The organism is Cryobacterium sp. Hb1 (genome assembly GCF_004403585.1).
GTDB lineage: Bacteria > Actinomycetota > Actinomycetes > Actinomycetales > Microbacteriaceae > Cryobacterium > Cryobacterium lyxosi.
On the sequence record NZ_SOHI01000024.1, the window covers coordinates 164,313 to 183,869 of the forward strand.

Consider the following 19,557-nt stretch of genomic DNA (forward strand, 5'->3'; position numbering starts at 1 on the left):
GCGATTCTGCCGGCTGACCCACGCGCAATCTGTGCACAGACACCAAAAACTGGGCGTGTGGAGAAGACGAAACTGCTCCACAATGGACGGCATGTCCTTCGCGCCGCTCACCCCCGATGAGTCGACGCCGTTTCGAATCATTTTCGTCTGCACGGGTAACATCTGCCGGTCGCCCATGGCCGAGGTCGTGCTTCGCGACCTCGTCACGAAGCTTGGTCTTGGTCGTCTCATCGCGAGCAGTTCAGCTGGGACCGGAGACTGGCACGTGGGTGAGCAAGCCGACGGTCGCACGATCACGGCCCTGGCCAAGCGCGGCTATGACGGCAGTCACCATCGGGCCCGTCAGTTTGACCCGCTGTGGTTCGCTGAGCACGACCTTGTCGTCGTCCTCGACCGCAGCCAGGAGCGCATCCTGCGTAACTGGGCACTGGAGGATCGCGATCGCGCCAAGGTGCGCCTGCTGCTGAGCTTTGACGCCGAGCAGGCCGCCCTGTTCGACGTGCCAGACCCGTACTATTCCGACGATGCGTTGTTTGACGCCGTATTGGGCATGATTGAGAGGGCAAGTCACGCACTTGTGAAACAACTTGCACCCGCAATTCGACAGGGAGTCCAATGAGTCACCTACCCGTACAGGTTCTGAGCCCACTAGATGGCCGCTACCGAGCCGCCGTTTCCGATCTGGGCGAGTTCCTGTCCGAGGCCGGTCTCAACCGTGCCCGTGTGCGCGTCGAGGTGGAGTGGCTGATCACCCTCACCGACCGCAGTCTGTTTGGTTCCGCGCCCCTCAACACCCAACAGAAGCTCGCCCTGCGCTCCCTCGTGACCGATTTCGGTCAGGCCGAGATTGACGAACTGGCCACGCTTGAGGCCACCACCCGTCACGACGTCAAAGCCGTCGAATACCTCGTTCGTCGGCGCCTGGAAACGCTGGGCCTCGGTCACATCAGCGAACTCACCCATTTTGCCGCCACCAGCGAAGACATCAATAACCTCTCCTACGCCCTGACCGTTCGTGACGCCGTCCAGACCGTCTGGCTACCTAAGCTGAGCTTGGTCATCGATGCGCTGCGCAGGAACGCGCTGGAATTTCGAGCGGATGCAATGCTGGCGCGTACCCATGGACAGCCCGCGACGCCGACAACCATGGGAAAAGAACTTGCTGTGTTCGTTTACCGGCTCGAGCGCATCGTGCGTCAGATCAATGCCGGTGAGTATTTGGGCAAGTTCAGCGGCGCTACCGGAACCTTCGCCGCGCACGTGACTGCGGAGCCCTCTGTCGACTGGCCTGCGCTGTCACGCGAGTTCGTCGAGGGTCTTGGTCTCGGGTGGAACCCACTCACGACCCAGATCGAATCGCACGACTGGCAGGCCGAGCTGTATTCGCGCGCGTCCCACGCGAACCGCATTCTGCACAACCTGGCCACCGACATCTGGACCTATATTTCTATTGGCTACTTCCGCCAGATCCCCCAGGTCGGCGCCACCGGTTCTTCCACGATGCCGCACAAGATCAATCCGATTCGATTCGAAAACGCGGAGGCCAACCTCGAACTGTCCTGCGCCATCCTGGACTCGCTCGCGGCGACTCTCGTGACCAGCCGTCTGCAGCGTGACCTCACCGACTCGACCACCCAGCGCAATATCGGTGTCGGCTTTGGGCATTCATTGCTCGCGCTCGATAATATTCTGCGGGGCCTGGGCGAGATTGATATTGACCGTGCGCTTCTCGCGAGCGACCTCGACTCCAACTGGGAGATTCTGGGAGAGGCGATTCAGACTGTGATTCGTGCCGAGGTCTCGGCGGGGCGCTCATCGATTGAAGACCCATACGCGCTGCTCAAGGAGCTGACCCGCGGTAAGCGCATCACGAGCGCCGACCTCGCCGAGTTCGTGTCAGCCCTCGACATCGGCGCCGCGGCCAAGGCCCGGCTCCTGGCCCTGACCCCGGCCAGCTACGTCGGTCTCTCCGACGCCCTGGTTGATTATCTGCCCTGATCAGCCGCCAGCTACACAAGAGCACCGTCATCGAAACCGATGACGGTGCTCTTGTGTAGCTGGACGTTGGCTAGTGGCCGTTTTGCTCATCAAGGTCACTTTGCTCCGACGCGTTCGGTTTCATACCGAGCACGAGCATCGCGATCACCACGAGCGCCACGATAAACGTCACACCGAGCCCGATGACGGAGAGTATGAGTTCGCGTGTGGTCCCGAGAATGGTCAACCCGACGAACAGGGCCATCCCGGCAGAAATTGCGAGCAATTCGACCGGCTTCAACCGATCAGAACGGCTCGGCTGGTGCGCCGGGCCTGGGGTACCAGGAGTCTTTTTGGTCACAGGGAGTCCAAATCATTGGTTGCGGTGTTCGCGGTGGCGGCGTCCGCTGGTGCCGTGGCATCAGAACGCTGTCGCGGAGAATCCCCTTTGAGGGACAGCCCGGCAATCGGCAGGAATACAACGAGAAAGACCAGGTAGGCGCCGAACAACCCGACCGAGACAACCGGGTTGGGCGGAAGCAGCAGAAGGAGCAGGGCGAGTACTGCTGCGCCGATGCCGGTGAAGAGCCAGTCCTTGGCGGGCAGGGGACGTGAGCGCACCCGGATGCCGGCATAGATTTCGAGCAGACCAGTGACGGCTCCCCAGACGCTCACGACAAAGAGAAAGAGCCCGTGTCCACCCGTGTGGAAACCGAGAGCCAGCGCCCCAGCGATCATGCTCACGACGCCATGAATGAGAAACAGGCTGCGGTCGGTGGTAACGGTCAGGGAGCGAGGCCCGACCAGCACGAGAAGGAGGCCGCTCGCCAGGGCGAATGCGCCGAAGACGATCAAACCCAGCTGCGCGGAGTGATCGCGGTTGAATGTGATGATGATGGCTGGGATGACTGCGATCATGGCGCGCCCGACGGGCACGGCCCAATAGCGGGGCCCGACGCTTGATGGTACCTGCGCGTTCGCCACGCACGACCTCTTTCGTTGCAAGGTTGGACAGGACTAGTCTACGCGGCGACACCGGCCGGATCTGCGAGCGGGCTGCACGCGCTGATGCCCAGAGCGCGGTGCGAACTACCCGCCCGCCACCATGTCGGCGAAGCGCGAGTAGTGTCCGTGAAAGGCAACCGTGACGGTGCGCGTCGGGCCGTTACGGTGCTTGGCCACGATGAGGTCGGCCTCGCCGGCGCGCGGGTTGTCTTTCTCGTAGGCGCTTTCGCGGTGAAGCAAAATAACCATGTCGGCATCCTGCTCGAGTGAACCCGACTCACGAAGGTCAGAAATGGCCGGCATCTTGTCAGCGCGCTGCTCTGGTCCACGGTTGAGCTGGGATAACGCAATCACCGGAACCTGCAGCTCTTTGGCGAGCAGCTTGAGAGCGCGCGAAAACTCGCTGACCTCTTGCTGGCGTGATTCGACTTTCTTGCCACTGGTCATCAGCTGCAGGTAGTCGATGATGACCATCTTGAGGCCGACCCGCTGCTTGAGTCTGCGGCATTTGGCGCGGATCTCAACCAGGGTCATGTTCGGGCTGTCATCGATGTAGAGCGGTGCGTCGTTGATGCGGCCGCGTGTAGCGGCAATCGTGGTCCAATCACGCGCCTCAACGGTTCCTTTGCGCATGCTCTGGAGAGGAACGGAAGCCTCCGCCGCGAGCAGGCGCATCGCAATTTCGCTGCGCCCCATTTCAAGTGAGAAGAAGATGCTCGGCATGTTGTGGTGGATGGACGCCGAGCGTGCAAAGTCGAGGGCGAGGGTGGACTTACCCAACGCCGGACGAGCCGCCACGATGATGAGCTGGCCACCATGGAATCCGTTGGTCAGCTCATCGAGGTCGGCAAATCCCGTGGGGACGCCGCTCATCTGGCCGTCTTTGAGCTTGGCGGCCTCGATTTCCTCGATCGCCGCCGTCACAGCATCGGTGAGCGGAACGTAGTCCTCCGTCTGGGTCCCCCCGGTGACGGCATAGATTTCGGCCTGCGCGGTGTTGACGAGGTCGAGAACCTCCCCTTCTGCGGCGTAGCCCATCTGGGCGATACGGGTGCCAGCCTCGACCAGACGGCGCAGCAGCGCGCGTTCGGCCACGATGGTCGAGTAGAACCCCGCGTTGGCAGCGGTGGGCACCAGGCTCGTCAGGGTGTGCAGGTAGTCCGCGCCGCCGGCCCGCGAGAGTTCACCGACTTTGGTGAGCTCATCGGTGACGGTGATCACGTCGGTCGGCTCGCCTTGGGCGTAGAGCGAGAGAATGGCGTCGAAGATGATCTCGTGCTTGGGGATGTAGAAGTCGCCGCCCCGCACGGTCTCGACAACGTCGGCAACAGCGTCTTTGCTGAGCATCATGCCACCGAGGGCGCTCTGTTCTGCGAGGAGATCGTGGGGCAGTGCTCGCTCCGACTTCCAGGCTTCAGCGGAACGCTCGTTGCGACCGGGTCCACCACTCGCTGACAAACCGTACTCATTTGACGCTGGCTGATTTGCCAGGCCCAGGTGAGCGATTGACACTCGGCACCTCTTTCTCTGTCGTTCTCATAGGTGTATCAGGGCCCACCGACACGAGACGGGACACACCAGCCTGAGCGAGATGCCGACACTGAATTACCCTAAAGAGCCAGCGGCACTCGCCACAAACCCCCCTGTGGATAACCTTGTGGATAATCTGCGCGAAACGCCGTGGAGATTGTGCAGAACCTGTGCACTCACCTGTGGACAAATATTAAAATTTGCCGAATAAAGCTACTCTGATCAGGCTTTTTAATTACTAACATGGTTGTGAGTAAAGTACCTTCAATAAACCCTTGAACCTTGCCGATATGAATGCTCACCTGTGCACAAAAGCAGCGGGTCAATCCCCCAAAACGATCGTTAACGCCCCGTAGCGGGGGATTCCTTGAGGAATCCCCCGCTACGGGAGTAGGTGAAAGCTGCCGGCCGTACAGCACCGGACCCACCGAGGTGCGTTGTTACTTGGCGGCGACGACCACGAGGGTGATCGTGGCGCTGAGCTCGTCACGAAGACGAACCGTTGCCGTGTGCTCACCGGTCAGCTTGATCGCAGCGAGTTCGATCTTGCGCTTGTCGACCGTACCGAGGCCAGCGGCTGCGACGGCGTTAGCCACATCCGTGGTCTTGACCGAACCGAACAGACGCCCGCCGGCGCCGGCCTTGACGACCAGGGTGACCTTGGTGTTCTCAAGCTTGACCTTGAGTGCCTCGGCCTCTTCGAAGGTGGCGTGCTCGCGCGCTGCGCGGGCGGCCTTGATCTGCTCGATCTGCTTCTCGCCACCACGGGTCCACGCAACAGCGAAACCCTTAGGAACGAGATAGTTACGAGCAAACCCGTTCTTGACGTCTACGACGTCGCCGGGTGCACCGAGGCCGGAGACCTCATGCGTCAGAATCAATTTCGACATTTGGTTTCCTTACCGGCCTGAGCCTGCGTAGGGCAGCAAAGCCATTTCGCGAGCGTTCTTGACGGCACGGGCGATGAGGCGCTGTTCCTGGACGGAGACGCCTGTGATGCGGCGGGCGCGGATCTTTCCACGCTCGGAGATGAACTTGCGCAGGGTGGGGACATCTTTGTAATCGATGACACCAACCCGAATCGACTTCGCGGGAGCGGCGTTCTTGCCACCCTTAGCTCCGCGAAGCGGCTTGCGGCGGTCGCCGCTCGACTTTCCAGCCATGATTTCCTTACTTTCTCAAAAAAGATGTTAGCTACGCGCCAGGCGTGGCTTAGAAGGGGGTCTCGTCGCTGAAGTTGCCTGGACTGTTCCAGACGTCTCCACCGGACGCTGCGGGCGCAGCCGCCTTGGCGGGGGCGCTGGGTGCCCACGGCTCATCGTTGCCCTGACCACCAACAGCGGGAGCGCCGCTGCGGGGGCCGGACGACTGCGCGCGAGTGAGGGAAGCGGTGGCGTAGCGCAGCGAGGGACCAATTTCGTCGATCTCGAGCTCCATGCTCGTGCGCTTTTCACCTTCCTTCGTCTCATACGAACGCTGCTTGAGACGCCCGGAAGCGATGACACGCGACCCCTTGGTCAGTGAACCTGCAACGTGTTCGGCGAATTCACGCCAAACGCTTGCACGCAGGAACAGCGCGTCGCCATCTTTCCACTCGTTGGCCGCACGATCGAACGTACGCGGAGTGGAAGCGATGGTGAAGTTGGCAACCGCCAGCCCGTTCTGCGTGTAACGCAGTTCCGGATCGCTGGTGAGGTTGCCTACCACGGTGATTACGGTCTCGCCAGCCATGGGCTACTTGTCGCTTGCCTTGTCGGCAACAGCGGCCGGAGCCGGAGTGGCCTTGGCAGCAGCAGGCTTGGCGGCAGCAACCTTCGCGGAGGGGACCGCGGTGGAAGCGGCAGCAACCGGAGTGGACGCGTCGACCTTGGCGGCAACCGGAGCAGCAGCGGCCGAAGCCTCGACTGCATCGGCGACGACAGGCTTCGCAGCAGCAGCAACCTTGGCCGCCGGAGCGGCAGCGGCTGCGGCAGCAGCTTCAGCCTTGGCCGCGATGACCTTGGGGTTGGCAGCCTTGCGGGCAGCCTTCTCTGCGGCCAGCTTGGTAGCGACGACGACCTGGGCAATGCCCTCTTCGGCGCGGAGCACCTTGGTGCGCATGACTGCCTCGGACAGGCTCAGCTGTCGGTCGAGCTCGACCGTGGCTGAGGCGTTCGCGGTGAAGTCGACGACGGCATAAATGCCTTCGGTCTTCTTGTTGATCTCGTATGCGAGACGACGACGACCCCAGACATCAACCTTGTCAATGGTTCCACCATCGTTGCGAACAACGTTGAGGAACTTGTCAAGGCTGGGAGCTACGGTGCGCTCATCGATCTCGGGATCGAGGATAACCATTAGTTCGTACTGATGCATGACTAACCCACCTCCTTCGGACTAAAACGGCTACAGACTTTCTGTAACAGGAGGGTTGTGCATGTGCTGAACGCGGAGGCCAGGAATCCGGCACGCAGGCAACCTGCCCAGACTACCGGATACCGACTCGTTGCGCCAGTTGATCCGCCGGTCTACTCGGTCAAAGTCGCGTTTGCCGCGTTCTGGGCGGCGAGCACGCCCTGGTGCACCGGGATGCGACCGAGGAAGACCTCGTCAAGCAGTGGCCGCATGGCGTTCTCGGCGGCCGGCCAGCCAGCCCCGCGCGGCGCCGGCGCCGTTCCGGCAGCCAAAACGTCGTAGAACGGGCTGATGTCGACCTTCTCGGCGGCCCAATAAGCAGCGTATGCCGGCTGCGCGGCCAGCACGGCCGGAGATGCTGCGCCGGACGCGCCGATGTACTCGGAGCCGGCAGCGCTCCCGAGCCATTCCAACACCCGCTGAGTTTCCGCCGGGTGCTCCGATGAAGCATTTCCGGCAGCAGCAATGCCATCGACCCCGCTGATCGAGCCGGCGGGACCGCTGGGAAGTCGCACGATGCCCCAGTCGAAGTTCGCCCCTGCACTCACATTGGCGAGGTTGTACACCCCGCTCTGGAACAGGGCCATCTTGCCCTGCAGAAACTGCTCGCGGCTGAAATCGCCGTTGGTGTTTGTATCGGCGGCCGACGGAGCGACGTGCCATTTGTTCATGAGATCGACGAGGTACTGGAATGACGTGAGGCCCGGGTCAGACGCGAAGGCATACTGATTCGATTCATCCTGGAACTGGGCGCCACCGGAGGCCAGATAGTTCAGCACCATCGCCTGTAGGTCGTAACCAGCGTTGTAGCCGTATTGGCTGAGGTTGGAGCCGTCGAACGCTGCGCTGTCGGCCGTATTCCCGTTGTAGTCCTTGGTGAGTTTCTGCAGCACGCTGATGAGGGTGTCATTGTTCCCGGTGGGATCCCAAGTGAGCGCAGATACATCTTCAGCGCTCAGGCCGGCATCACCGAGCAGGTCGGCGTTGTAATAGACCGCGATGCCGGGGTCGGCCAGCTGCGGTACTCCCCACAGCGTGGCATCCCGGGTGTACTGCGCCACGACGGCTGGAACCCAGCCGGCCTGGGCATCCGCTGGAATGGCGGTCGTAATGTCGAGCAGGGCGCCCGCGTCGGCATAGGCAGGATAGCTGCCTCCATCGACCCAGAACACGTCGGGGGCACTGTCACCGGCGACGTCGGTGCGCAGCTTCTCGAAGTAGTCGTTCCACGGCACGATCTCGACGTCGACATGGATGTCGGGATTGTCCTGTTCGAAGGCGGTGAAAGACTCTTCGTAGGCGGCAGCGACCTGTTCGTCCCACAGGCGCACGGTCACCGTGGTCGCCGTGTCTCCCGTGTCAGAGTCGAAGAAATTCAGTGCGGCGACAGCCCCGGTGATGACGAGCAGCACGGCGAGCGCGCCGGCAGCAATGATGGTGGAACGCTTGGCCATGATGTCCTTTGTTGACGGATCGAACCTCCCCAGTGGACCAGCCTACGCAGATCCCGTGATGGTGATCGACCGCACGAAGCTGCGCTGGAACATCAGGAACAGTGCAAGGAGCGGAACGAGCGCGAGCGTGGTGGCCGCCATCACGAGTGTCCAGTTGCCGTTGAACTGGCTTTGCAGGCTCGCTGTGGCAACGGTCACGACCCGCCACTCGGTACCGGTCGTGACCACGAGCGGCCACATGAAACTGTTCCAGTGGCTCACGATTGTGATGAGGGTCAGGGTAGCGATGATCGGGTGGGACAGCGGCACGACGATCTCGACCAACACGTCAAGGGTGTTCGCCCCATCGAGCCGGGCAGCATCGATGAGTTCCTGGGGAATTCCCCGAAAATATTCGCGCAGCAAAAAAATCGCATAGGGGGAAGCGAACACGAATGGCAGCACGAGACTCCAAAACGAGTTGCGCAGCCCGGCCTCGGTCATCATGAGGTACAGCGGCACGACAAGCACGACCGGCGGAATCATCAGGGTCGACAGATACACCCAGAACAGCACCTGGCGACCGGGAAAGTCGACTCGGGCGAAGGCATAGGCGGCGAGGATCGAGCAGATCAACTGCCCGACCAGAATCAGCACGGCCGCAAGTACCGTGATCAGGATGGCGCGCCCGAATTGGGCCGGACCGTTCAGCAGCAGCGCAAAGTTCTCCAGGGTGAACGGGTCAGGCCAGCTCAGCGCCGACTGCTGCGCGAACTGCCCACGCGTCTTGAACGCGGTCAAGATACTCAGCAGGAACGGGCCGAGGGTGAACACGGCGCCAAGGACCAGCACCAGATAGACAGCGGCCGTGGTGGAGAATTTAGTCCATCTCATAGGTGACCCTCCGGCGAAAATAGAGCTGCTGGGCGAGGGTGATGACAACCAGGATGACCAGCAGGACGACGGCCATGACGGCCGCGCGGCCGAGGTCGAAGGCGTCGAAAGCTTCGTAGTAGATGCGCGCGGCCACAACATCCGTCGATCGTGCCGGGCCGCCCTGGGTGAGCGCGTACACCTGATCGAAGACCTGAAAGGCCGAAATAACGGTGGTGACCAACACAAAGAACATCGTTGGGCGCAACAGGGGCAGCTTGATGTGCCAGAACATCTTGACCGCGCCGGCCCCGTCGATGCGGGCTGCCTCGAGAATCTGCCCGGGAATGTTGAGCAGCCCGGCCATGAAGAACAGGGTGACGTAACCGACGTTGGTCCAGATCACCACTGCAGCCACGGCCGGCAGCGCCAGTGCGGGGTCACTGAGCCACTCGACGCGCTGCCCGAGCAGGGTGTTGAGTGCACCGTCAGTGGGCGCGAGGATCCATTTCCACACCACTCCGAGGGCGAGTGGTGCGCAAATCCACGGCAGTACATAGACGGTGCGAAACCAGGCCGACCCCGGTAGGCCGCGCGTAAGCAGAGTGGCCGCGGCCAGTCCGATCAAAGTTTGAATGGGGACCACGAGCGCGACAAAGATGAGCGTTACCAGCAGTGAATTGCCAAAGACACCGTCACTGAGAACGGATCGGTAGTTGTCGAGACCGACGAAGGTGATCGGGCCGATCAGGTCCCAGCTCTGAAAGCTAAGCCAGAGCACGACGAGCACCGGCAGCAGGAGAAAGCAGACTACGCCGAACAGACTGGGCGCGAGCAGGGCATAGCCGGTGATCGCACTGCGTCGACGCAGGCTGCTTTTACTGGACACGCTCCGCCCACCAGTGAGTCAAACGGCGCGTGGCTTCTTCCTCACCCAGCGGGCCGTCATCAAGTCGTTGCTCGAGCAGATAACGATAGGCCTCGCCCACCTCGCGCCCGGGTTTTACTCCAAGCACGACCATGATCTGTTCACCGTCGAGGTCAGGGCGCACGGCGCCGAGCTCTTCCTGCTCGTTCAGCGCGGCAATACGCTGTTCCAGGTCGTCGTACGCGAAACCGAGCCGATCGGCCTTGCGCCGGTTGCGAGTCGTGACGTCGGCACGGGTGAGAATGTGCAGCCGTTCCAGCTGATCCCCAGCGTCGCGCACATACCGGCGTACGGCAGAGTCGGTCCAGGCCCCCTCGGCGTAGCCGAAGAAGCGCAGGTGCAACTCGATCAAGCGAGCGACAGCGTTGATGGTGTCATTGTCGAAGCGCAGGGCGCGCAGTCGCTTCTTCGCCAGCTTCGCCCCGACCACGTCGTGGTGGTAGAAGCTCACCACTCCACCCGGTTCGAGTTTGCGGGTGGCCGGCTTGCCGATGTCGTGCAGCAGGGCGGCGAGGCGCACAATCAGGTCGGGAGCCTCAAGGTTGCCGCGTGATTTCTCATAGCCCATGGCCTGCTCCAGCACGGTGAGGCTGTGCTGGTACACGTCCTTGTGATGGTGGTGCTCGTCGATCTCCAATTGCAGCCCGGGAATCTCGGGGAGCACGATCTCGGCCAGGCCCGACTCCATGAGCACTTCGATGCCGGCGCGTGGGTCCTTCGAGACCAACAGTTTCGACAGTTCGTCACCGATGCGTTCGGCCGACACGATACGAATGCTGTCCCGCATCTTCTCCATGGCCAGCGCGGTGTCGAGGTCCAGCGTGAACCCCAGCTGCCCGGTGAACCGAGCCGCGCGCAGCATCCGCAGCGGGTCGTCTCCGAAAGAAACCTCCGGAGTGCTCGGGGTGCGCAGTCGTTTGGCCAGCAGGTCGTCGATGCCGCCAGCCGGATCGACGAGTGTCAACTGGGGCAGGCGCAATGCCATCGCGTTGACGGTGAAGTCGCGGCGTAGCAAGTCGGCTTCCAGGTGGCGTCCGAACACGACGTCGGGCTTGCGGGTGGTGCCGTCGTAACTGTCGGCCCGATAGGTGGTGATTTCCACGGTCTCGCCGGCCAGGCTGGCACCGATCGTGCCGTATGCCCGGCCGATGTCCCACTGCGCTTCCGACAGGGGCTTGACGAGCGCGAGGATCTGGTCGGGGGTCGCATCCGTGGTGAAATCCAGGTCGTGCAGTGGACGATCAAGAAACGCATCGCGCACCGGGCCACCGACCAGAGCGAGTTCATGGCCGGCCACCGCAAATGCGTTCGCCAGACGGGATACCGTGGGAGTGGCAGCCAGGTCGCCCAGTCGTGCGAGGGCTGCCGCGACGCTCTGCATAAGCCCCATATTAGTTGGCATCCTGAGGCGCGCAGTCGCGGTGCAGGCAGCTCTAGGCCGGTACGCCGTAGAATCCCCTTATGGTGGCCGAGTCAGATCCCGCGCATCGGCCCGCGCTCCCGGTTGCCGCGTGCGCTGCCGTGCGCCCGGCCGGACGCGGGCTAGGTCATCGGGGATTGCTTTCGATCACGGCGTTTCTGGCAGGATTGCTCACCTTGGCCGCCCTGATTTTGGCACCGACGTTTTCTTTCCCAGTGGCCCACTCCAACACGGAGAACAGCACGGTCACGAGCGCCGCAACCCCCGAAAACACCATTCGCGTCACCGTATCTCCGACCACTTCGCCGCAATTGACGCCTGGCCAGGATCTGATTCTGACGGTGACCGTGCACAACAACACGGACGCTGACATTCCGACCGGCCGCATCGATGTCTACCTCGCGCAACTCGCGCTCACCACACGAGCTGCGCTCGATAGCTGGCTGCGGCCCAATGAGGACACAAACTCCGGCGACCAACTGGTGGGCGTGCCGACGACGGAAGTTATTCCGGCTCGTGCCAGCACGAACCTCAGCATCACGGTTCCGGCCGAGGCCATTGGATTGACCGACCGAAACGCATGGGGATCCCGTGGGCTCGCCGCGACACTCAGTGTGGCTGACGTAATTCAGGCGCAGGGCCGCGGCACATTTGTCTGGTCGCAGGGCAGCGCCATCACCCCGGTCGAGCTGGCTTCCATCTTGCCGATCACGACCCCGGAAAGCGCGACCGGCCTGATCACCTCGAAGGCGCTCGAGGCGTACACAAGCTCGGTCGGTCTGCTCTCTCGCCAACTGGATGCCGCCATAGATACCCCCACGGCAACGATCGCCCTTGATCCGCAGATCATCGCCTCGATTCGCGTGCTCGGCACCGCAGCTCCGGCGTCGGCCGTGGCCTGGCTCGACCGCCTGGCCGGGGCGAGCAATGACATTTTTCCACTCGGTTACGCGGATGCTGACATCGCGTTGCAAGCGCAGGCCGGAGCCACGACGCTGCTCGCGCCGACCTCGTTCCTGTCGGCGATTGACGCCAGTCTGTTTGTCGTGCCCTCGGCCGCACCAATCCCTGAACCCACGACCAGACCCACCGACGTGTCCAGCATCACGTCCCGTACCAGGGCCACAACTGCCCCCTCCCCAACGCCCACCCCGACTCCCACGTTGGAACCCGGTGCAACGGTCATTCCCTCGACCAGTGACCTGTTGGCGTGGGAGTATACGAGCACCGCGATCGGGTGGCCGGTCGCCGGGCAAGTTGCGCGCACCGACCTCGGCGTGTTTGCCGCGAGCGGCCAAACCACGACCATCCTCTCCAGCGGCAACGTCGAACAATCCGACGTCTTCACCCCTAATGCGGCGTTCACTCTTCCGGGCGGGCTGGCCCTCGTCAGTGACTCCGTGCTCTCGACCGCCGTCCGTGCCGCCGCCGCCGCAACGACCGAGGATGAGTGGCGGGTCAACATCTCCGAAGCTGCTTCGCTTTTGGCGATCGTGTCTGCGGAGAACCCCAACGCGGCACGCACGATGTTGGTCACTTTCGATCGCAGCAGCCCGGCGAGTGCCACCCGGATCGCTCAGACCCTCTCGGCGCTCGATTCTACGGCTTGGTCGAACGCTGCTCCGCTGCAGTCAGCCGTGAACTCCGCCCCGGCCACCACGGTGACGTTTAACGACCAGGCCATTGACAGCAACCGGGTCACGCTCGCCCGATCCCTGTTGCAGCGCGAGGGGGCGATCGCTGAATTCGCCACCATTTTGGCCGACCCTATCGCGTTCACCGCGCCGGCACGACTGAATTTGCTGGCCCTTCTGGACACGACCTGGGCTTCGCAGACAGCGGCCTGGGATATGCAGGTCCAGGCGAGCCTTGCTGCCTCCTTCGACCTGATTCACGCCGTGACCGTCACCACCCGTGGACCGATTATTGTGGTGGGCAGCAAGGTCGACCTCCGCATCACGCTCAATAACGCTTTGGACCAAGCCGTCACCGTGCGCGCCGAGATTGTGCCCTCCAACGGTCGACTCGTTGTCGGTGACACCCTCGAGACTATTATTCAGCCCAACTCCGCACAGGCGGTTTCCGTGCCGGTCAGCGCTGCCGTCGGCAATGGCGACGTCGTCTTGCGAGTCACTTTATTCACCCTGAACGGCACTCCGCTGGGCCAGCCGGCCCCCATCGACGTCAGCGTGCGCGCCGACTGGGAAGGAGTCGGCGCCAGCATCTTCGCGATCCTCGTGGTCGGCTTCTTTGGTTTCGGCATCTGGCGTAATATCGTGCGCCGGCGCCGGGAACGCGCCGGTAAGGAATCCGCTACTGCAGGCGACAAGGTGTTGCCGGAGGCAAAATCCGATGTCTGACACCGTGACCGGAACCGGCGGAATCGGTCGAGCGAGTGCGTTCCTGGCCTCGGGCACGATCGTGTCGCGCATTCTCGGCTTCGTCAAGGTCATCGTGCTCGCCGCCATAATCGGCCAGTTCGGCGCCGCTGCCGATACTTTCGCGATCGCCAATCAGCTGCCGAATACGATCTATGTGATCGTGGCCGGTGGAATCCTGACGGCCGTTCTGGTTCCGCAAATCGTTCGGGCCAGCCTGCACGCCGACGGCGGCACGGCGTACATCAACAAACTGCTCACGCTGGCTTTGGTCGTGCTGTGTGCGACGACCCTCGCGGCTACCCTGTTGGCCCCGATCATCACCGGGTTCATCGGCTTGAACCTGCCACAGAACGAGAAGGCGCTGGCCGTGGCATTCGCCTACTGGTGCCTTCCGCAAATGTTCTTCTATGGCCTCTACACGCTGCTGGGCGAAGTCCTCAACGCCCGCAAATCCTTCGGACCATTCACGTGGGTGCCGGTGCTCAACAACCTCGTAGCCATTGCTGGCCTGGTCGTTTTCGCGACGCTGTTTCGCCCCGACCCATTCGGTGATCGTTCGGCTTCCGAGATCACATCGGCCATGGTCGCTGTGCTGGGAGGCAGTGCCACCCTCGGCGTGATCACCCAGGCCGTCGTGCTGTTCTATTTCTGGCATCGCATCGGTTTGCGCTATCGCCCGGACTTCCACTTTCGCGGCGTCGGTCTCGGGGCCGCAGGAAAAATGGCGAGCTGGACCTTCGGCATGCTGCTGCTCACCACTTTCGCGGGCATCGTCGAAACGCAAGTCGTGACGTTGGCACACGGTAAGGCATCCGTTGCCGTTCTTGCCACCGCTTGGCTGATCTTCATGCTGCCGCACTCAGTGATCACGGTGTCGGTCGCGACGGCGTACTTCACCCGCATGAGCGAACATGCCACACGCGGTAATTGGACTCTGGTAAAAACGGATGCCTCGAGCGCGATTCGGGGAACGTCGTTGGTGATCGTGCTCGCTGCGGCCGTCATTGCGGTCTGCGCCTACCCTTTCGCTGCCGTCTTCGTGGCACCATTCGACCAGGTTCAATCCATCGGCAACGTCATCATTGCGTTTATTCTGGGGCTCGTGCCGTTCTGCGTGTTGTTCGTTGTGCAACGAACTTTTTACGCCCTCGGCGACACACGCACACCGTTTTTTTTCACCCTGTTCCAGGTCGTTCTGCTCGTCTGCGCCGTGGTGGCATGCGCGTGGCTGCCGACAGACTGGATTGCCGTGGGCATCGCCGGTTCGATCACCGTGACCGGCACGCTGCAGGCCATTCTGGCCGCGCTGCTCCTGCGCCGTCGAATGCACGGTATCGACGGGCGCCGTATTCTGCGCAGCCTGGTTAAATATCTGGTCGCCGTCATCGTTCCGCTGGCTGCGGGTTTGACCCTCATGATGATCCTGGGGGGAAGTGTCGAGAATGGCTTCGCGGTGTCCTCGAGGCTCACGGCCATGGTCTCCATGGCTCTGATCGGTGTGGTCATGGCCGCGAGCTACTTCGGTCTGCTGCTGCTCATGCGCAGCGACGAGCTCACAGCGTTCCTGACGCCCTTGCGTGAACGATTGCGCCGCTAGGTACCACGATGGGCGCAGTCGCCCCAGCGCCGGGGTGAAGGCTGCACCCGGTTTTCCCTAACCCGTGCCGGTGCAGCGCCTCCAAGCTGGGAAGCCATGGAATAGCAGCCGATTAGGATGTGTTGTATCGAAACGTGAGGCGGGATATTGCCCGTCTTGCCCATTACTGCAAGGAGCGTGCGCGTGCGTCAGATCATCATCATCGGTTCCGGACCGGCCGGGTACACGGCGGCGATTTACGCCGCGAGGGCCAACCTCAAACCGCTTCTGGTTGCCAGCTCGGTGGAGGCCGGCGGTGAATTGATGAACACGACCGACGTCGAGAATTTTCCCGGCTTCCCGGAAGGCGTCCAGGGGCCCGACCTGATGACCAAAATGCAGGAGCAGGCGGAACGCTTCGGCACCGAGGTCGTCTATGACGACGTCGAATCTGTTGACCTGTCGGGACCCATCAAGACGGTCACTCTCGGCAACGGTGACGTTGAGCAGGCGCTTACGGTCATTTTTGCCACCGGTTCCGCTTACCGCAAGCTGGGCCTCAGTGATGAAGAACGTCTCTCCGGCCGCGGCGTCTCCTGGTGTGCCACCTGCGACGGTTTCTTCTTCAAGGGCAAAGAAATTGCCGTGATCGGCGGTGGCGACTCCGCTATGGAAGAAGCCACGTTCCTAACCCGGTTCGCCTCGAAGGTGCACGTCATCCACCGCAAGGGTGAATTGCGCGCATCGAAGATCATGCAGGAACGTGCCTTCGCAAACGACAAGATCGAATTCACCTGGAATTCCGAGGTCGTCGGCATCACCGGCACCGACGCTGTCGACGGCCTCACCCTTCGCGACACGGTCTCTGGAACCGAAACCAGCCTGCCTGTTGGTGGTGTGTTCGTGGCGATCGGCAACGATCCACGCACGCACCTCGTGCACAAGCAGCTCGACCTCACACCGGAAGGCACCATCGCCGTCGCGGGCCGATCCTCGCTTACCAGCCAGGCCGGCGTGTTTGCGGCCGGCGACGTGATCGACTCCAGCTACCGTCAGGCCATCACTGCGGCTGGCTCCGGCTGCGCGGCCGCTCTCGACGCAGAGCACTACCTCAGCACCCTTCCCCCTGCCTTGCTGGCCCAAGCCGGCGACACCGAACTCGCATCAGTCAACTAAGGAGCATTACATGACCGCACGATCCGTTACCGAAGCCAACTTCGAGCAAGAAGTCATCAACAACGAGAAGACCGTTCTGGTGGATTTCTGGGCCGAGTGGTGTGGCCCTTGCCGCGCCGTCAGCCCGATCCTCGACCAGATTGCAACCGAGAACGCCGACAAGCTCGACATCGTCAAGCTCAATGTCGACGAGCACCCCGCCTTGGCCGCGAAGTACCAGATCACCTCCATCCCCGCGATGAAGGTCTTCCAGAAGGGTGAGGTCGTCAAGACCGTCATCGGCGCCAAGCCGAAGCCGCAGCTCGAGAAGGACCTGGCCGACTTCCTCGTCTAAACCAGTTTCCACACGATCAAACCCGTCCGGCATCGACCGGGCGGGTTTTTTCCTGCCCGGCGCCACCCCATACGATAAAGAACACAGTAGAACGGATGTGACGTGACAATTCAGGGTTCCCCTCAGGCCGGCGCTGTGCAGACAATTACTGCGCAGGGCGGCAACAACCTCGACCCGTGGTACCACCACTACGCCGACCGAGCCGCCGGGCTCAAGGCATCCGAAGTGCGTGCACTCTTTGCCGTGGCTTCCCGCCCCGAGGTGGTCTCACTCGCTGGCGGCATGCCGTACGTCGCCGCCCTGCCACAGGACCTCGTCATCAACGCCATGGACCGCGTCATGCGGGAAAAGGGTGCCACCGCCCTGCAATATGGCTCTGGTCAGGGAGTTCCCCTGTTACGAGAGCAGATTCTCGACGTTATGGCACTCGAGGGCATCAAGGCCAATGCTGACGACGTGGTCGTCACGACCGGCTCCCAGCACGCCCTGGAGTTGGTGAGCAAATTATTCCTGGACCCCGGTGACGTCGTCATCTCCGAAGGCCCCAGCTACGTCACCGCCATGGTGATCTTCAAGTCGTATCAAGCCGAGATCGACCACGTGCCAATGGACGAGAATGGCCTGATCCCCGCCGCACTGATCGAGCACATTGCGGCCCTCAAGGCAGCCGGACGCACCATCAAGTTTCTCTATACCATTCCCAGCTTTCACAACCCGGCGGGCGTAACCCTCAGTTGGGCCCGACGCCTGGAAATTCTACAGATCTGCCGCTCGAACAACATCTTGGTGCTCGAGGACAACCCGTACGGGCTGCTTTATTTCGACAAGCCTGCACCAGATGCCATCCGCTCGCTCGAGCGCGACGGTGTCGTTTACTTGGGTACCTTCTCCAAGACGCTCGCCCCCGGCTTCCGGGTGGGCTGGGCACTCGCCCCGCACGCGATCCGCGAGAAACTCGTGCTCGCCAACGAGGCGGCCGTGCTCTCTCCCAGCTCCTTCACCCAGATGGTCATCTCGGAATACCTCTCTACGGCTGACTGGAAAGCGCAAATCAACACGTTTCGTGGTGTCTACCACGAACGCAAGAATGCCATGCTGGCTGCCTTGGATGAGTATCTCCCCGACCTGAGCTGGACCGATCCAACCGGTGGTTTCTACGTCTGGGTGACCCTACCCAAACAACTCGATTCCAAAGCGATGCTCCCTCGTGCGGTCAAGGAACTTGTCGCATATACGCCCGGGACCGCGTTCTACGCTGACGGTGATGGACGCCAGAATTTACGTCTCGCGTTCTGCTATCCCACCCCCGACAGCATTCGCCTTGGCATACGCCGACTGGCTACTGTGATTCGCGGCGAACTCGACCTACTCGATACTTTCGCGGGCACAGGATCACTCGGAGCTGCCCCAGATCGGCCTGGTATCCACAATCCGCGTTTCGGCGGTCCGCCAGCAAACATCTCCTAAATTCGCTTTACTACCCACACCCAGCTAGGAAAAAACCTGATCATGAGCGAATTCTCCGCACTTAAAATTATTGTGCTGGCTGGCGGCATCTCCCATGAACGCGACGTGTCGCTGCGTTCTGGCCGGCGCATCGCGGATGCCCTCACCGATGAAGGCCACTTCGTCACCGTGCTCGACCCTGGCGCCAACTTGCTGGGCACGCTGGCAGAGCAGGTTCCTGACCTCATCTGGCCCACCCTCCACGGCGCCACCGGAGAGGATGGCGCACTGCTGTCCTTGCTGGAAACCACCGGACTTCCTTTTCTTGGCTCGCGCGGCCCCGCTGCCGCTCTCGCCTGGAACAAAGCCATCGCCAAAGAGCTGGTTCTGCGGGCTGGTTTCGCTACTCCCCCAGCCATTGCCCTATCGACCGAAACCTTCCGCGACCTCGGCGCCGCGAGCGTGCTCGAGCACCTGGTGAGCGCTATCGGATTACCGCTCGTCGTCAAGCCGGCCCAGGGCGGTTCCTCCCAGGGCGTCACGATCGTGCGCACTCCCGCCGACCTCCCACGCGCCATGGTCGACGCGTATACCTACGCCGACACCGCCCTGGTCGAGGCTTACATCGACGGGACCGAAGTTACGGTCGCCGTACTCGACACCGGGGACGGGCCAACGGCCCTGCCAATCGTGGAAATCGTCCCCCTCAACGGCGTCTACAGCTTCGAGGCCCGATATAACGCGGGTGAGACGGACTTCTACACCCCCGCCCGCCTCTCTGACGATATCTCCGCTACCGTCGCCACGGCCGCAGTCGCCATTCACACTCTCCTGGGGCTGCGCCACCTCAGCCGAATCGACCTCATTGTCGACGCCGCCGGCACCCCGTGGTTTCTCGAGGCCAACGTACTCCCTGGCCTGACCGAAACATCCCTGGTTCCGCAGGCCATCGAAGCCGACCGCCGTACTCTCGGCGCCACTTACTCGGCCCTGGCAGTAAACGCCCTAGCCACTCAGTAGTGTGCCGTTTCACGTGAAACACCGTCGCGCGCCGACAACACGATCCACATGTTTCACGTGAAAC

The 19,557-nt window shown here is 62.2% G+C and carries 18 protein-coding genes and 1 pseudogene; 8 read left to right on the plus strand and 11 right to left on the minus strand.

Annotated elements, in window-relative coordinates; all coding sequences use genetic code 11:
* The first annotated feature begins 91 nt into the window (after nucleotides 1–91).
* Both E3T38_RS08240 and purB read left to right on the plus strand, forming a co-directional pair.
* Nucleotides 92–619: a low molecular weight protein-tyrosine-phosphatase gene (locus E3T38_RS08240; protein ID WP_134547804.1), complete on the plus strand. Its 528-nt coding sequence runs from the start codon at nucleotides 92–94 to the stop codon at nucleotides 617–619.
* On the plus strand, nucleotides 616–1,998 hold the full coding sequence (gene purB, locus E3T38_RS08245; RefSeq protein ID WP_134547805.1) for an adenylosuccinate lyase: 1,383 nt from the start codon (nucleotides 616–618) through the stop codon (nucleotides 1,996–1,998). Before E3T38_RS08240 ends, purB begins: the two co-directional genes overlap by 4 nt.
* A gap of 70 nt (nucleotides 1,999–2,068) precedes the next feature.
* Here the strand turns inward: purB and E3T38_RS08250 are convergent, their stop codons facing one another.
* The 11 genes and pseudogenes from E3T38_RS08250 to E3T38_RS08300 form a co-directional block, all read right to left on the minus strand.
* On the minus strand, nucleotides 2,069–2,338 hold the full coding sequence (locus E3T38_RS08250; RefSeq protein WP_134547806.1) for a hypothetical protein: 270 nt from the start codon (nucleotides 2,336–2,338) through the stop codon (nucleotides 2,069–2,071).
* The gene (locus tag E3T38_RS08255) at nucleotides 2,335–2,895 is read right to left on the minus strand and encodes a hypothetical protein (RefSeq protein WP_166805474.1); all 561 of its coding nucleotides are present in this window, start codon (nucleotides 2,893–2,895) and stop codon (nucleotides 2,335–2,337) included. Before E3T38_RS08255 ends, E3T38_RS08250 begins: the two co-directional genes overlap by 4 nt.
* 171 nt (nucleotides 2,896–3,066) lie before the next feature.
* Entirely contained in the window at nucleotides 3,067–4,494 is a 1,428-nt protein-coding gene (gene dnaB, locus E3T38_RS08260; protein ID WP_369831152.1) for a replicative DNA helicase, read from the minus strand.
* A gap of 458 nt (nucleotides 4,495–4,952) precedes the next feature.
* Entirely contained in the window at nucleotides 4,953–5,402 is a 450-nt protein-coding gene (gene rplI / locus E3T38_RS08265; protein WP_134547808.1) for a 50S ribosomal protein L9, read from the minus strand.
* A 9-nt stretch (nucleotides 5,403–5,411) separates the two neighbouring features.
* A complete protein-coding gene (gene rpsR / locus E3T38_RS08270) occupies nucleotides 5,412–5,675 on the minus strand; it encodes a 30S ribosomal protein S18 (RefSeq protein WP_035835236.1) in 264 nt (87 codons plus the stop codon).
* A gap of 49 nt (nucleotides 5,676–5,724) precedes the next feature.
* Entirely contained in the window at nucleotides 5,725–6,243 is a 519-nt protein-coding gene (locus E3T38_RS08275; protein ID WP_104197299.1) for a single-stranded DNA-binding protein, read from the minus strand.
* 255 nt (nucleotides 6,244–6,498) lie between these two features.
* Nucleotides 6,499–6,867 (minus strand): annotated as a pseudogene (gene rpsF / locus E3T38_RS16940) (30S ribosomal protein S6); the annotation flags it as partial.
* Between the two features lie 152 nt (nucleotides 6,868–7,019).
* Complete coding sequence (locus E3T38_RS08285; protein WP_134547810.1) at nucleotides 7,020–8,360, minus strand: sugar ABC transporter substrate-binding protein; 1,341 nt, start codon at nucleotides 8,358–8,360, stop codon at nucleotides 7,020–7,022.
* Nucleotides 8,361–8,402: 42 nt separating this feature from the next.
* Entirely contained in the window at nucleotides 8,403–9,233 is an 831-nt protein-coding gene (locus E3T38_RS08290) for a carbohydrate ABC transporter permease (protein WP_134547811.1), read from the minus strand.
* Nucleotides 9,220–10,101: a carbohydrate ABC transporter permease gene (locus tag E3T38_RS08295; RefSeq protein ID WP_134547812.1), complete on the minus strand. Its 882-nt coding sequence runs from the start codon at nucleotides 10,099–10,101 to the stop codon at nucleotides 9,220–9,222. The genes E3T38_RS08290 and E3T38_RS08295 overlap by 14 nt, the downstream gene beginning before the upstream one ends.
* Nucleotides 10,091–11,521 (minus strand): CCA tRNA nucleotidyltransferase, encoded by a 1,431-nt coding sequence (locus tag E3T38_RS08300; protein ID WP_134547947.1) that lies wholly within the window; start codon nucleotides 11,519–11,521, stop codon nucleotides 10,091–10,093. Before E3T38_RS08300 ends, E3T38_RS08295 begins: the two co-directional genes overlap by 11 nt.
* A gap of 80 nt (nucleotides 11,522–11,601) precedes the next feature.
* Here E3T38_RS08300 and E3T38_RS08305 point away from each other — a divergent pair, with 80 nt between their 5' ends.
* The 6 genes from E3T38_RS08305 to E3T38_RS08330 all read left to right on the plus strand — a co-directional run bounded on the left by E3T38_RS08305 (nucleotide 11,602) and on the right by E3T38_RS08330 (nucleotide 19,493).
* Nucleotides 11,602–13,920: a DUF6049 family protein gene (locus E3T38_RS08305; RefSeq protein WP_134547813.1), complete on the plus strand. Its 2,319-nt coding sequence runs from the start codon at nucleotides 11,602–11,604 to the stop codon at nucleotides 13,918–13,920.
* Nucleotides 13,913–15,538, plus strand: a complete 1,626-nt coding sequence (gene murJ, locus E3T38_RS08310; protein ID WP_134547814.1) for a murein biosynthesis integral membrane protein MurJ — start codon at nucleotides 13,913–13,915, stop codon at nucleotides 15,536–15,538. The genes E3T38_RS08305 and murJ overlap by 8 nt, the downstream gene beginning before the upstream one ends.
* A 183-nt stretch (nucleotides 15,539–15,721) precedes the next feature.
* On the plus strand, nucleotides 15,722–16,693 hold the full coding sequence (gene trxB / locus E3T38_RS08315) for a thioredoxin-disulfide reductase (RefSeq protein ID WP_134547815.1): 972 nt from the start codon (nucleotides 15,722–15,724) through the stop codon (nucleotides 16,691–16,693).
* 10 nt (nucleotides 16,694–16,703) lie between these two features.
* Nucleotides 16,704–17,027 (plus strand): thioredoxin, encoded by a 324-nt coding sequence (gene trxA / locus E3T38_RS08320; RefSeq protein WP_104128743.1) that lies wholly within the window; start codon nucleotides 16,704–16,706, stop codon nucleotides 17,025–17,027.
* A gap of 102 nt (nucleotides 17,028–17,129) precedes the next feature.
* Entirely contained in the window at nucleotides 17,130–18,494 is a 1,365-nt protein-coding gene (locus E3T38_RS08325; protein WP_370449008.1) for a PLP-dependent aminotransferase family protein, read from the plus strand.
* A 42-nt stretch (nucleotides 18,495–18,536) separates the two neighbouring features.
* Nucleotides 18,537–19,493: a D-alanine--D-alanine ligase gene (locus E3T38_RS08330; protein WP_134547816.1), complete on the plus strand. Its 957-nt coding sequence runs from the start codon at nucleotides 18,537–18,539 to the stop codon at nucleotides 19,491–19,493.
* Nucleotides 19,494–19,557: the final 64 nt, after the last annotated feature.

Coding starts and splice junctions, on each gene's coding strand:
- E3T38_RS08240 (WP_134547804.1), top strand. CDS start 92: ATGTCCTTCGCGCCGCTCACCCCCGATGAGTCGACGCCGTTTCGAATC.
- purB (WP_134547805.1), top strand. CDS start 616: ATGAGTCACCTACCCGTACAGGTTCTGAGCCCACTAGATGGCCGCTAC.
- E3T38_RS08255 (WP_166805474.1), bottom strand. CDS start 2,895: ATGATCGCAGTCATCCCAGCCATCATCATCACATTCAACCGCGATCAC.
- rplI (WP_134547808.1), bottom strand. CDS start 5,402: ATGTCGAAATTGATTCTGACGCATGAGGTCTCCGGCCTCGGTGCACCC.
- rpsR (WP_035835236.1), bottom strand. CDS start 5,675: ATGGCTGGAAAGTCGAGCGGCGACCGCCGCAAGCCGCTTCGCGGAGCT.
- E3T38_RS08275 (WP_104197299.1), bottom strand. CDS start 6,243: ATGGCTGGCGAGACCGTAATCACCGTGGTAGGCAACCTCACCAGCGAT.
- E3T38_RS08285 (WP_134547810.1), bottom strand. CDS start 8,360: ATGGCCAAGCGTTCCACCATCATTGCTGCCGGCGCGCTCGCCGTGCTG.
- E3T38_RS08290 (WP_134547811.1), bottom strand. CDS start 9,233: ATGAGATGGACTAAATTCTCCACCACGGCCGCTGTCTATCTGGTGCTG.
- E3T38_RS08300 (WP_134547947.1), bottom strand. CDS start 11,521: ATGCAGAGCGTCGCGGCAGCCCTCGCACGACTGGGCGACCTGGCTGCC.
- E3T38_RS08305 (WP_134547813.1), top strand. CDS start 11,602: ATGGTGGCCGAGTCAGATCCCGCGCATCGGCCCGCGCTCCCGGTTGCC.
- murJ (WP_134547814.1), top strand. CDS start 13,913: ATGTCTGACACCGTGACCGGAACCGGCGGAATCGGTCGAGCGAGTGCG.
- trxA (WP_104128743.1), top strand. CDS start 16,704: ATGACCGCACGATCCGTTACCGAAGCCAACTTCGAGCAAGAAGTCATC.
- E3T38_RS08330 (WP_134547816.1), top strand. CDS start 18,537: ATGAGCGAATTCTCCGCACTTAAAATTATTGTGCTGGCTGGCGGCATC.